Annotated in this window: 12 protein-coding genes; 7 read left to right on the top strand and 5 right to left on the bottom strand. The window is 51.0% G+C overall.

Annotation, left to right across the window (positions count from 1 at the left end):
- The first annotated feature begins 235 nt into the window (after nucleotides 1–235).
- The 4 genes from NST43_RS09490 (at nucleotide 236) to NST43_RS09475 (ending at nucleotide 4,353) form a co-directional block, all read left to right on the top strand.
- On the top strand, nucleotides 236–1,063 hold the full coding sequence (locus tag NST43_RS09490; RefSeq protein WP_339224025.1) for a YitT family protein: 828 nt from the start codon (nucleotides 236–238) through the stop codon (nucleotides 1,061–1,063).
- Between the two features lie 174 nt (nucleotides 1,064–1,237).
- Nucleotides 1,238–1,426, top strand: a complete 189-nt coding sequence (locus NST43_RS09485) for a hypothetical protein (RefSeq protein WP_171718441.1) — start codon at nucleotides 1,238–1,240, stop codon at nucleotides 1,424–1,426.
- Between the two features lie 241 nt (nucleotides 1,427–1,667).
- A complete protein-coding gene (locus NST43_RS09480; protein ID WP_339224022.1) occupies nucleotides 1,668–2,894 on the top strand; it encodes a putative glycoside hydrolase in 1,227 nt (408 codons plus the stop codon).
- A 103-nt stretch (nucleotides 2,895–2,997) separates the two neighbouring features.
- On the top strand, nucleotides 2,998–4,353 hold the full coding sequence (locus NST43_RS09475; protein WP_339224020.1) for an MATE family efflux transporter: 1,356 nt from the start codon (nucleotides 2,998–3,000) through the stop codon (nucleotides 4,351–4,353).
- An 87-nt stretch (nucleotides 4,354–4,440) separates the two neighbouring features.
- On the opposite strand, the gene NST43_RS09470 is transcribed toward NST43_RS09475, so the two are convergent.
- The 4 genes from NST43_RS09470 to NST43_RS09455 all read right to left on the bottom strand — a co-directional run bounded on the left by NST43_RS09470 (nucleotide 4,441) and on the right by NST43_RS09455 (nucleotide 9,478).
- A complete protein-coding gene (locus tag NST43_RS09470) occupies nucleotides 4,441–4,701 on the bottom strand; it encodes a metal-sensitive transcriptional regulator (RefSeq protein WP_209990974.1) in 261 nt (86 codons plus the stop codon).
- Nucleotides 4,702–4,717: 16 nt separating this feature from the next.
- Nucleotides 4,718–7,204: a CoA-disulfide reductase gene (locus tag NST43_RS09465; protein ID WP_339224019.1), complete on the bottom strand. Its 2,487-nt coding sequence runs from the start codon at nucleotides 7,202–7,204 to the stop codon at nucleotides 4,718–4,720.
- Nucleotides 7,205–7,354: 150 nt separating this feature from the next.
- A complete protein-coding gene (pfkA, locus tag NST43_RS09460; RefSeq protein ID WP_209990978.1) occupies nucleotides 7,355–8,326 on the bottom strand; it encodes a 6-phosphofructokinase in 972 nt (323 codons plus the stop codon).
- A gap of 69 nt (nucleotides 8,327–8,395) precedes the next feature.
- Complete coding sequence (locus NST43_RS09455) at nucleotides 8,396–9,478, bottom strand: tetraprenyl-beta-curcumene synthase family protein (RefSeq protein ID WP_339224017.1); 1,083 nt, start codon at nucleotides 9,476–9,478, stop codon at nucleotides 8,396–8,398.
- A 193-nt stretch (nucleotides 9,479–9,671) separates the two neighbouring features.
- Here NST43_RS09455 and NST43_RS09450 point away from each other — a divergent pair, with 193 nt between their 5' ends.
- Nucleotides 9,672–10,910: an MFS transporter gene (locus tag NST43_RS09450; protein WP_339224015.1), complete on the top strand. Its 1,239-nt coding sequence runs from the start codon at nucleotides 9,672–9,674 to the stop codon at nucleotides 10,908–10,910.
- 168 nt (nucleotides 10,911–11,078) lie between these two features.
- Here the strand turns inward: NST43_RS09450 and NST43_RS09445 are convergent, their stop codons facing one another.
- Nucleotides 11,079–11,276 carry a cold shock domain-containing protein gene (locus tag NST43_RS09445; protein ID WP_036725228.1) on the bottom strand — a complete coding sequence of 66 codons (198 nt, stop codon included), beginning with the start codon at nucleotides 11,274–11,276 and terminating at the stop codon, nucleotides 11,079–11,081.
- 172 nt (nucleotides 11,277–11,448) lie between these two features.
- Between NST43_RS09445 and NST43_RS09440 the strand changes: the two genes are divergently transcribed.
- Both NST43_RS09440 and NST43_RS09435 read left to right on the top strand, forming a co-directional pair.
- Complete coding sequence (locus NST43_RS09440; protein WP_036702226.1) at nucleotides 11,449–11,682, top strand: hypothetical protein; 234 nt, start codon at nucleotides 11,449–11,451, stop codon at nucleotides 11,680–11,682.
- Nucleotides 11,683–11,688: 6 nt separating this feature from the next.
- A complete protein-coding gene (locus tag NST43_RS09435) occupies nucleotides 11,689–11,859 on the top strand; it encodes a hypothetical protein (protein WP_209990984.1) in 171 nt (56 codons plus the stop codon).
- Nucleotides 11,860–12,055: the final 196 nt, after the last annotated feature.

The following is a 12,055-nucleotide window of genomic DNA, read 5'->3' as shown; positions in this document are numbered from 1 at the left end:
GTCCAATCATGCCGTATTTTCTGCATGGTTTAGCGCGTATTGGGACAAAAAAATGTCCTATGATCAGGCCACTACATACACCTGACAATTGTAGCTTCGCATTCTAAAGCAATGCAAAAATACCATTGTAACGTCCTACTCAAGAATATCCTATACATTATATCACAAACCCAATAAGGAATACCAGTGTATTCCTTACTTTCATTACTTACATTACACACAGAGGTGAATTTGCTTGGTTAAACTAAGGTTATTCGGGAGCTTTCTTGCCGTTCTCTTCGGTTCAGCGATGATCGCAAGCGGCTTTAATCTGTTCCTGATCCCCCACAGACTGCTCAGCGGAGGTGTATCCGGCCTCGCCATGCTGGCCGGTTATTTCACTCCGTTCAATATCAGCCTGCTGTACCTGCTCTTCAATATCCCGTTGCTCGCCGCCGGTTGGTTCCAGCTGGGCCGCAGATTTATCCTCCTGAGCATTGTCTCTGTAGGGGCAACAACCTGGATGATGACAGTGGTGCCGGTCTTTCAGGTATCCTCGGATATGCTGCTCGCCTCTGTTTTCGGAGGGGTGCTGGTGGGTGCCGGTGCCGGTGTGTCCTTCCGGGTAGGCGGCTCCTCGGGCGGCTTCGATATTGTGGGCTCCATTATAACACGGTACCGGGATTTCCCGGTTGGCAGTGTGCTGGTCGGCCTCAACGGGCTAGTAATTCTTGCAGCGGCTTATTTTGACGACAACTGGAACCTGGCGCTTGCTTCCATGGTCTCCATTTACGTCACCGGCAAGGTAGTCGACCTGATTCATATCAGCCACATCAAAGTCACTGTGTATATTATCACCAACCGTACAGACGAGCTGTTGCAGCAATTGCTGGGTCTTCAGCGCGGAGTTACAAAATTTAAGACAGAAGGCGCTTATTCTCATGTAGAACGGGACATGCTAATGACAGTGACCACAAGGTATGAGCTGGCAGAGCTGAAGCGGATCATCAAAACAAGCGACCCGCAGGCTTTTGTAAATATTGTTGAGACAGTCGGAGTCATGGGCTCTTTCCGCAAACGGTAAATCATAAGAAATGATTATCCGTTCAAATTATGTTATATTATTACTACGCAGGACCTTAACAATTTCATGAAGATTGTGATTTACCCTCTTTTTTCCAGGCACTTCGTTTTTCCGGTTGGACCCTGAATTCTAGTTCAGTTCGATTCGAAAAAGGAAAGGGTGATTGTTGTGGAAATGGAAACGGTAAAACTGTCAGCAATCGTCATGAGGTGGTATCCGGATATGATACCGTTCCTGAAGCAGGACGAACTCAATTCAGTAATCGTACTGCGTGACGGTCTGAGTATTCTGGAACCGGCAGATGCCATGGATATCATCCATTACAGCATTTGCGAGCATCAGAATTCTGCGTATCTTCATTGAGCAAGCTGCCCTAAAGAGCAAGTTGTGATAGTTGCCGCCCTGGTCGTTGGCCTTCGTGCCAGTCCGGGGCGGCATTTACTTTTATAATCAGCGGTTTAAAATCTGTACATCCCGTTTATAAACAACAAGAGCGGATTTATGACATCAAAAAATTACGGGTATTGTTACAAGTCTGTTCTTTTTGGGTGCATCCGTTACCTTATACTTTATAAGGAATGTACATAAAGGGAGCGAATAAGAAATGAATATCACCTGGGCTTTACTGATGATGGCCCTGGGAGGCGTTGGTGTCCCGAATCAAGGACATGAAGCTGATGTGGCAGCAGTACTGCAGAGCGCCATGAATCCCCCCATCGTCGCAGAACACACAACCAATCCGGACGCAGCAGCTTCACCGAATGGAGGCGGCACAAGTCCCTCTCCTTCACCAAGCGCGTCGCCGGAGACAGCACTTCTTGCCGATCCGCAGCCGGATGCACCCAAGGTTAAAGGGATATACGTGACTGCCTACAGCGCCGGGGGTGCACGGATGGAGACCCTGCTTGCCCTGCTGGACAAGACTGAGCTCAACTCCATGGTTATCGATATTAAGGATGATGCCGGATACATCACGTACAAGACGGATAATGCTGAGCTTCAGCAAATGGGACATCCACAGCCGTTCATAGGTGATATTAACAAGCTGATGACCCGCCTGAAGGAGCATGATGTCTACCCGATTGCGCGGATAGTAGTATTCAAGGATTCTGTGCTCGCCAAAAAGAACAAGGAATTATCCTTCGTGAACAAAGACGGCTCGGTCTGGGCCAACAAAGGCGGAGACAGCTTCGTCAATCCTTATAATGAAACTGTGTGGAAGTATAACGTAGATATTGCCAAGGAGGCCGTTAAGCTCGGGTTCAAGGAAATCCAGTTTGACTATGTACGCTTCCCTGAAGGCTTCGAGAAGCGTGCGGACAGCCTGAAATACACGAAGAGCGACAGACCGCGCGTGGAAATTATCGCCGACTTTGTTAAGTATGCCAAAGCTGAGCTGGCACCTCTGGGAGTTCGGATCTCTGTGGATATCTTCGGCTATGCCGCCTCGGTACCTGCCGCAGAGGGCATTGGCCAGGATTTCGTGAAGATCTCCAAGAATGTCGATGTTATCAGCCCTATGGTCTATCCGAGCCATTATTCCACCGGCTGGTTCGATGTGAAGGACCCGGACAAAGACCCTTATGCTACCATTAAGGGCTCAATGGTCGATACACACAAGAAGCTGAATCCGCTAGGCAGCTACAAGCCGGTCATCCGCCCATGGATTCAGGATTTCACCGCCAGCTGGCTGGGCAGCGGACATTATGTCAAATACGGCAAGAAGCAGGTTGAAGATCAGATCCGTGCCTTGAAGGACGAGAATATCGAAGAATTCCTGCTTTGGAATGCCAATAACCGCTATACCGCCGATGTGAAGTACGAACAATAAGTTTTCTGCAATTATAACTGCACGATATTCAGAGCCCGGCAGCTGCCGGGCTTTTTACTGGGATTATAAGTATTCAAAATACAAATTACGGGGCATTGATATCATGAAACAGACTTCCACCATTAAGCAAAAGGCCGGGCAATTCCTGCATATATTGCTTCCGATCCTGATTACTCAGATTGCATTGTCGGCCATCACCTTCTTTGATACTAATATGTCCGGCAAATTCGGCACGAATGATCTCGCCGGGGTTGCCATCGGCACAAGTCTATGGATTCCCATCCAGACAGGCCTCAGCGGTATTCTTATGGGGATCACGCCCATTGTGTCGCATCTCATCGGCAGCAAACGGGGTAAGGATGTGGCTCACCAGGTGATGCAAGGCATGTGGCTCTCCCTGATTGTCTCGGTACTCGTGCTGGTTCTTGGCGGCTTCGCCCTCTCACCGATTCTGAATTTCATGAATCTGGAGCCTGCGGTACACGACATCGCCTTCCGCTTCCTTAGTGCCATCTCCTTCGGCATTATCCCGCTGTTCGGCTACACGGTTGTCCGCAGCTGTATTGATGCCCTGGGTCAGACCCGTATCTCCATGTTCATTACCCTGATGGCCCTGCCGGTCAATGTCGGGCTTAACTATCTGCTGATCTTCGGTAACTTTGGATTCCCCCGCCTTGGCGGAGTAGGAGCAGGTGTAGCCTCTGCCATTACATACTGGGTCATCTTCCTGATTGCCCTAATCTTCGTCTACCGGGCCGAGCCTTTCCGCGATCTTCAGATTTTCCGCAAATTTCACGCGATGTCCCTGGCAAGCTTCAAGGAATTGCTGAAAATCGGTGTGCCCATTGGCTTTTCTATCTTTTTCGAGACGGCCGTATTCTCTGCAGTAACCCTGCTGATGAGCCGCTTTGATACCATCACAATCGCAGCCCATCAAGCTGCCATTAACTTCGCCTCCACCCTTTATATGATTCCGCTGAGCATCTGTATGAGCCTGACAATTCTCGTCGGCTTCGAGAGCGGCTCCGGCCGGCTGAGGGATGCGCGCCAGTATGGCATTATGGGCATATGCACGGCTGCTGCGCTCTCCCTGCTCACAGCATTAGTGCTGCTATTCGCCGGGAATCATGTCGCCGGGTTGTACTCGGATGACCATGAGGTGATCTCGCTGATCCAGCATTTCCTGATCTATGCGATCTTCTTCCAGATCTCCGATGCCATTGCAACTCCGACCCAAGGCGTGCTGCGGGGCTATAAGGATGTCAACCCTGCATTCATTATTTGCTTCATCGCCTATTGGGTGATCGGCCTGCCGGTTGGTTACCTGCTCGCCACCTATACGGAGCTTGGGGCCTACGGCTACTGGATTGGACTCATTACCGGCCTTGGAATAGGTGCAATTCTGCTACTGGCCCGGCTTGTCAGGGTGCAGAGAAGATTCGCCCCAGGGAAGGCCTGAAGCAACGCCACACAGTGCCGCTTGTAGTTAACAAAAACAGCCACAGACACTCTGGAGATTTCCTCCCTCGTCTGTGGCTGTTCTTCATTACCGGCTTTTTACAAGCAGATCCACCGCTTCCTTAATCACTTGTTCGGGAGAATTCCCTTTCGCAAGCTCTTCCTGGATACAGTGCTCCAGATTGTCTCCGATCACTGCACCAATAGAACGGTCTACGGCTGTTCGGATCGCGGTCAGCTGAGTTACGATTTCACGGCAATCCTTGCCTTCCTCCAGCATCCCCAGCACTCCCCTTACCTGACCTTCAATACGCTTCAACCGGTTGGTAATAGCTTTATCATACTCCACTGTCTCTTGGCCCCCTCTAGATGAATAAGTTCACGCCCGAATCCTCGGCAGCTCCAAGATAGCTGGCAACACCGCCGAAGTCTACACCTTCAATTAATTCCTCCTGCTTAATGCCCATGATGTCCATACTCATCGTGCAGGCCATCAGCTTCACACCGGCATTCATCGCCGCCTGTATAAGCTGTTCCAAGGAATCTACATTCTTGCGGCGCATCGTATACCGGATCATCTTGGCACCGAGCCCGCCCATATTCATTCTGGATAAAGGAAGCCTGCGTGTCCCCTTGGGCATCATTAGGCCAAACATAGTCTCAAGACCCGATTTCTTCACCTGTGGGGACTCTGCGCGCCGTAGAACATTCAGCCCCCAGAAGGTAAAGAACATAGTGACCTGCTTGCCCATCGATGCTGCGCCTATAGCAATAATGAACGAGGCAATGGATTTGTCCAGATCGCCGCTGAATACAACCATCGTAGTCCCTTCCTGGACCGCTGCTTGTGCTGCCTGAACCCCAGTACTGTCAGCCGGGTCCTGTCCTTTGCGCACCAGTGCCTTCACTTTGCCGCCCGAGACATCCACCGATTCCAGCGTGTTCCCCGTCTTGCTGCACCACTGTCTGATGTCAGCGGCAAAACCGAAATCCGTTGCAGCGATCTCTACCCGCTGGCCTTCCTCCATAGAACTGATAGTCTCATATACTTTGAGTATAGGGCCGGGGCACTGTAAACCGCAAGCATCCAGCAAGAGCGGCGGCTTGCTGCTAAGCTGTTCCTGGATATGGACTATACGGGCGGGAGCCGGGTTCTCCACTTTCAAAGCCGGTGCCCCTGTCTTCCCGCAATCTCCAGTATTATTCCCCGCGGCGATTGCTGCGTACGTCTTGTAGCCCCCGTCAACATTCCGCACCGGATAACCGTATTGGCTTAACATTCTGGCTGCAATGTAGCCTCGCAGCCCTACCTGGCAGGATACGGCGATCTCCTGATCCCGCGGAATCTCTGCAAGCCGGTCTCTCAGCTCAGACAACGGAATATTGATGGAACCGGGGATGAAGCCAGCTAAACGCTCTGCTTCGTCTCTCACATCAATGATAAGACCGCCGCCGCGAGTGAATTCATCGACTTCATGCCATTGCAGATTACGGACGAGTCCCTCCATCAGATTGGAGGCCACATAGCCCGCCATATTGACCGGATCTTTGGCCGAGGAATACGGCGGCGCATACGCCAGCTCCAGATCCGCCAGCTCATCAGCCTTAAGCTTGCTGCGGATAGCGGTGGCAATGACATCTATTCTTTTGTCGACACCGGCACTTCCGACCGCTTGTGCTCCATAAATATCTCCCGTCTGCGGATTAAAGAGCAGCTTGAGCGCTATCGGTGCAGCACCAGGGTAGTAACCGGCGTGGGAATTGGGGTGGATATGCACCGCTTCATAAGATACCCCCAGTGATTTCAGCGTCTTCTCGTTGTTCCCAGTGAGCGCAGCAGTCATATCGAAGATCTTGATAATCGCAGTACCTAATGCCCCAGTGTAAGAGGCTTCCCGCCCGTTGATATGATCGGCGGCCAGACGCCCCTGCCGGTTCGCTCCCCAGGCCAGGGAGACCATGGTATCGAACCCTTGAACGCGGTCCTTCACTTCAATGACATCCCCTACGGCATAGATGGCCGGATCACTGGTCTGCAATGAGGCATTGACCTTAACCGCTCCCCGGATGCCCAGCTCAAGTCCGCAGCTCCGTGCCAGGTCATTCTCAGGACTGACTCCGATGGCCATAATTACTATATCTGTCTTCAGCTGATCACCGGAAGAGAGGCGAAGCAGCCGGCCCTGCTCTTCAATAGCCTCCACTCCCTCGTTCAGCCGCAGCTCTACACCATGAAGGCGCATATGCGCTTCCAGCGGGCGGACCATTTCAAGATCGAGCGGGTTCAGGATCTGTTGTCCCCTGTCGATTACAGTGACTGCAAGACCGCGCTCCCGCAGGTTCTCCGCCATTTCAAGTCCGATGAAGCCCGCACCGATCACTGTGGCATGTCTGAGCGAATTGGTATCCACATAATCCTTGATACGGTCCGTATCGGGAATATTTCTTAAGGTAAACAGGTTATCAGCCTCTGAAATGCCCGGAATCGGGGGAACTATCGGCTTCGCTCCCGGTGAGAGTATCACAATATCGTATGGAATCTGCCAGGTCTCTCCTGTTGTTACACTGCGGCAGTGAATCTGCTTACGTTCACGGTCAATCTCTGTCGCCTCGGTAAAGATTCTCACATCGATATTGAAGCGTGCCCGGATACCAGCCGGTGTCTGCAGAAACAGCTTGTCCCGGGAATCAATCGTCTCCCCAATATAATAAGGCAGCCCGCAGTTGGCAAAAGAAACATGCTCTCCCCGCTCTATAATCATAATGTTGTCTTCTTCATTCAATCTTCTTAAGCGTGCAGCAGCGGATGCCCCTCCGGCAACTCCGCCGATAATCACTATAGTTCTGCTCATTCTAATTCCCTCCTATTTGCATACCCCTATGGGTATTATAATATACGGGTGAGGGTATACTGTCAAGCCAAATAACGGAGCAGCTCCCTTCCGCTTAAGGAAGGATCGCTGCTCCGCTGAGGGTTGAAGATACTATAAATCCTGCTGCTCTTACTGAGATAACCGGGAAGCCAGTTCATACAGCTCGATATCGAAATCCTTCTTCGTGTTCACTACCTTATCAATATCCGTAAGCGTCAATTCTCCTTTAATAAGTCCGCAGGCCTTGTCCGATTCGCCTTCAATCAGCTTGCGGACTGCGAAATCGGCCAAACGGCTGGCCAGGTTACGGTCTGCCGGGGTTGGCGTACCGCCGCGCTGAATATGTCCCAGAACGGTTACACGGGCATCCAGAGAAGCATGGCGGTCTTTGAGCGCCTGGGCAACATCTTCACCCTTGCCTACGCCTTCGGCTACAATGACAATACTATGACGTTTACCGCGGGCGAAGTTATCCTTCATCCGGTCAGCTACTTCATTAAGATCATAAGGCATTTCCGGCACCAGAATAGTCTCCGCTCCCGAAGCAAGGCCGGCATGCAGAGCGATGTCTCCGCAGTGGCGTCCCATAACTTCTACGATAGAGGAACGTTCATGGGAAGACATAGTGTCGCGCAATTTATTGATCGCATCTACTACAACGCCAACGGCTGTATCGAATCCGATGGTGTAGTCCGTGAATGAGATATCATTATCAATCGTTCCCGGCAACGCCATGGTGTTAATGCCCAGCTTACTGAGTTTGTTGGCACCGTGGTAGGAGCCGTCTCCGCCGATGACAACCAGACCGTCGATACCGAACTCATTGAGAATGTCCGCACCCTTCTGCTGTCCTTCCGGCTTCATGAAATCCAGGCAGCGTGCAGATTGCAGAACAGTACCTCCGCGCTGGATGATATCCCCTACACTCCGCAGATCCATCGGGAAAATGTCACGGTTCAGCAGACCCTGATATCCGCGCTGAATGCCAAATACCTCAATTCCGAAGTAGATTGCGCTGCGGACGACCGCACGCACAGCGGCATTCATGCCCTGAGAGTCTCCACCACTGGTTAATACTGCGATTTTTTTTACGTTTGACATCCTGTTAGTTCCTCCTTAAAATTGCGCCGGATCTCCTAATCGGACGAAGGCCCAGCAGCATCTAATGCATTAATACATACGTTTGCGTATCCAGCGGCTGTTGACGAAGAAGAAAAGCCGGGTCAGCGGACTTTTTCTCATCAGCCGTTTGGATACCAGGCGAACCTCCCGCTGTTCGCTGACTTTGGGATCGGACAAATAAAGTGCCAGAAGTCCTTCGATGACCATACGATGCATGGAGGTCTCGGGAAGATTCTGGACATCCCTGCGGGCCCACTCTACGATCGAAGCGATCCGATCCAGCATCATATCCGTATTCTCATAATAATTGCAGAAATTGAGATCACCGCCGGCCCGGTCTTCGTCCTGGTCAATCAGATAATCCAGCATAATGTGCAGCCCGCACACATGCGGAAAGTACGCAGCACGAATGGAAGCCGATGCAGCGGTGCTCAGCTTGGGATCACAGGAAGCCAGAAAAAGCATAAACACACCCAGAGTTGAACCGGTTGCGGCTGCAAACTCATTCCACTGGAGATGAGGTGCACGATGCCCCTCCTTCTCCCACCACTCCTTCAGGGCAGCTTCCCTGAGATCAGGATGAATGTGCTTGTAGACCTGAAGATCGGTGTATAATACCGCCAACTGATAAATCTCTTCAGCGGCAGCACCGTATCCCTGAAGCTGGGAGGTCATCTCCTGGCATTTGCGGACCAGCCTGTTCAAATATCCGCCATCATTCTGTTCGGTACGCAGCGCATAATAGTTCACTGGCTCTGCGCCGGGGGTAACCGCATCAAGCATCGACTGGTGCAGCAGCCGAAAATCGTCAGGGTCAAGCGAAGTACTGCGATCACATAGGTTGTCCAAATAATCACTGATTGTCTGATAAGCAACAATTAGCGGAATCAGTATATGTCTCATCGACAAATTACCGGCGGCATAGATACCGCCGCCTTGGCAATGAAACTGCTTCGTTTCAATGCTGGCAAGCGCTTGCTTACGGAGCTCGGGATCGGGAATTCCTTCTGCATCCTGGCGCCAGAAATCGAGACATGATCGTACTTCCGGCAGCACGTACTTATAGACCCTGTTCATCATTCCAATAGGACCGCGCGGACTTAGGTAACGGCCTTGCTCAAATTCATTCAATGACAGTGCCTCCACATTGTTGTCTCCTTATCCAAATCATGATTATTATAATATGCAGAGCGGATTTGTACAAACAACAAAATCACTTTCGCAAACTCTTGAAAGATTCAGAAAATCGATATTTTACGAAACCCCCGGCCTCTCCGCTTTATGCTATACTATACTTTTCTATATCCAGAAGGAGTGCACAATCATGAATGCGAGGCGGAGCGGCGGCCAATACAGTGACCAAAACTGGCTGCGATCCTTTATGTTTACGCTATACGGCACCAGTGTGCTGGTTGTTTCTTATTTCCCGTTATTTTATGCCCACTTAGGCTTCAGCAGTCCGCAAATGGGTCTGCTCTACTCCGTAGGCCCGCTGATCTCGATTCTCTCCAATCTGTTCTGGAGCATGATGAGCGACCGGCTGGGTACCGTCCGTAAGATTATGGCCCTCCTGCTTGGAGGCCAGCTGATTACCGCCATTATTCTGGCGAGAGCCACTGATTTCTCAAGTGTCATGCTTATTTTGTCCTTTTTCTATTTCTTCTATTACCCAGTTTTTCCACTGGCAGATACCATGGCCATCAAAATTGCCCAGCGTCACGGGCGGAACTTCATTGCCATCCGTGTATTCGGCTCTCTGGGATACTCCTTCTTCGCTCTTACAATTGGCTATCTGCTTAGGGCGCTGGGACCCCAGTACAGTGTAGCGATTTGTATTGTGATTGTCGTAACCGCGCTGCTGATTACGATTGGGCTGAAGGATGTGAAGCGAACCGAAGCGGCTCCGCTCTCTGTAGACATGGAGTCTACGGACAAACTGCTGAAGGCCTCCGGACTACGGGAGATTCTGCTGCAAAAGGAAGTGCTGTGGTTCTTCGGCTCTGTCTTCCTGCTCGCCATCGGCTACCGGATGAACGAAGCCTTCCTGACCATCAGCCTCAAGGGCATGAATGCAGGAGATGAAGTCGTCGGCTGGGCGCTGCTGGCTTCTGCCCTCAGTGAGATCCCCATCTTCTTCCTGCTCAGCAGATATGGCGACAAGTTCAAGGAGCTGCCGCTGCTCGCTTTTGCCAGCCTGATGTTCACGCTGCGCTTTCTGTTCATGTCGCTTGCGCAGGAACCGGGTACCGTAGTTGCCATTCAGGCCATGCACAGCATTTCATTCGGTATTTATTATGTAACTGCGGTCCGCTACATCACTCGGATCATCCCTGATCACTTGCGGGCCACCGGAATGGCGCTGTTCACTGTCGTATGGTCCAGCGGCGCAGGTCTGCTAAGCGGCACCTTCGGTGGGCTGATCTACCAGGATGCGGGCCGGATTGTCTTCTATCTGGTCGCTACCGGCTTCTCGATCCTGGCCTTCATCGGCTTCCTGTCCAAGCATCTGATGGACCTCGGGGGCGGCGCAGACCGTCGGCTAAAGAGCAAGACCCCGCTCTGAGTAATTAAGGGCGGGGAAGTTTATAGCGCCACCCGGCACGCTGCAGCATAAAAAAACACAGCCCCCGAAGGAACTGTGCTGCTCAAGCTGCCTAATGCTACTTATGCCAGTGCGTGCTAGATCAAATATATATATTGCGGCTGACAGAAGCTCTGCCTTGGCCGTATTTTATAGTTTAACTACGTTCGCTGCCTGTGGACCACGGTTACCGTCAGTAACATCGAATTCTACCGCTTGGCCTTCGTCCAAAGTCTTAAATCCGTCGCCTTGAATCGCTGAGAAGTGAACGAATACATCTTCGCCGCCTTCAACTTGAAGGAAACCATAACCCTTTTCTGCGTTAAACCATTTTACTGTACCTTTCAAATGAACAACCTCCTAAAAATACCGCCATATATGGCGTATGCTTACATTATACGCTTTCTAAACTTGTAAAGCAATCCATCTTTTCCCTGATTTCGTGATTTAATTTGCTTTTCCCTTCTCCGGTGCGTTATCATTGACCCAAAAGCCAAAAATCGCCAGGGTGGTAATGATAATGATCAAAAAACATGAAATATACAAAACAGACAAGTGGAACATGATGACGGTGGAAGTTCAGGGACGTTATATTATCCTTCGTGAAATCTCCGACCAATGGGGAGAAGAAACGCATACCTTCATGAGCCGTCCGGCTATGATGCAGTGGGTGAACAACCGCTTCAACAAAGAGTCTTACAAGGATAATGAAGAAGAGTACAAGAATATCATCGCCGCCTTCAAACAGGTGTAGCCCGGCATGGAAAATGAGAGTCTTGTCATTTATGTAATTGTCGTCCTGTGTCTGGGTGCCGTACTGATTATGAGCAAGGACAAAATGCCCCCGCGCATGAAGCGCGGGATGGCATTAACCGCAGTCATTATGATTGCGTTGGCTTTTGTCTTCATTATTTATAGCCTGCTCACATAACTTCATCTGTAAGCACACTTATGAATTAATAAACATGAATTGGCAGGGCATACTAAGCAGACTTTGAGAATCAGGAGGCTGCCGTCATGTCCGTTACCGCCAAGTCACTCCCGCTCTTGCTTGCGCTCAGCCTGCTGCAAGGAAATCTGTCCTCAGCGCTCCCGCAGGCGGAGAGCAGCTCAGCCGCATCCCATCT

This window comes from Paenibacillus sp. FSL H8-0332 (assembly GCF_037963835.1).
GTDB classification, from domain to species: domain Bacteria; phylum Bacillota; class Bacilli; order Paenibacillales; family Paenibacillaceae; genus Paenibacillus_AQ; species Paenibacillus_AQ rhizoplanae.
The sequence above is the reverse complement of the archived record's forward strand: the minus strand, read 5'-3'. Positions and strand labels throughout refer to the sequence as shown.

Coding starts and splice junctions, on each gene's coding strand:
- pfkA (WP_209990978.1), bottom strand. CDS start 8,326: ATGTCAAACGTAAAAAAAATCGCAGTATTAACCAGTGGTGGAGACTCT.
- NST43_RS09475 (WP_339224020.1), top strand. CDS start 2,998: ATGAAACAGACTTCCACCATTAAGCAAAAGGCCGGGCAATTCCTGCAT.
- NST43_RS09465 (WP_339224019.1), bottom strand. CDS start 7,204: ATGAGCAGAACTATAGTGATTATCGGCGGAGTTGCCGGAGGGGCATCC.
- NST43_RS09440 (WP_036702226.1), top strand. CDS start 11,449: ATGATCAAAAAACATGAAATATACAAAACAGACAAGTGGAACATGATG.
- NST43_RS09485 (WP_171718441.1), top strand. CDS start 1,238: ATGGAAACGGTAAAACTGTCAGCAATCGTCATGAGGTGGTATCCGGAT.
- NST43_RS09450 (WP_339224015.1), top strand. CDS start 9,672: ATGAATGCGAGGCGGAGCGGCGGCCAATACAGTGACCAAAACTGGCTG.
- NST43_RS09480 (WP_339224022.1), top strand. CDS start 1,668: ATGAATATCACCTGGGCTTTACTGATGATGGCCCTGGGAGGCGTTGGT.
- NST43_RS09435 (WP_209990984.1), top strand. CDS start 11,689: ATGGAAAATGAGAGTCTTGTCATTTATGTAATTGTCGTCCTGTGTCTG.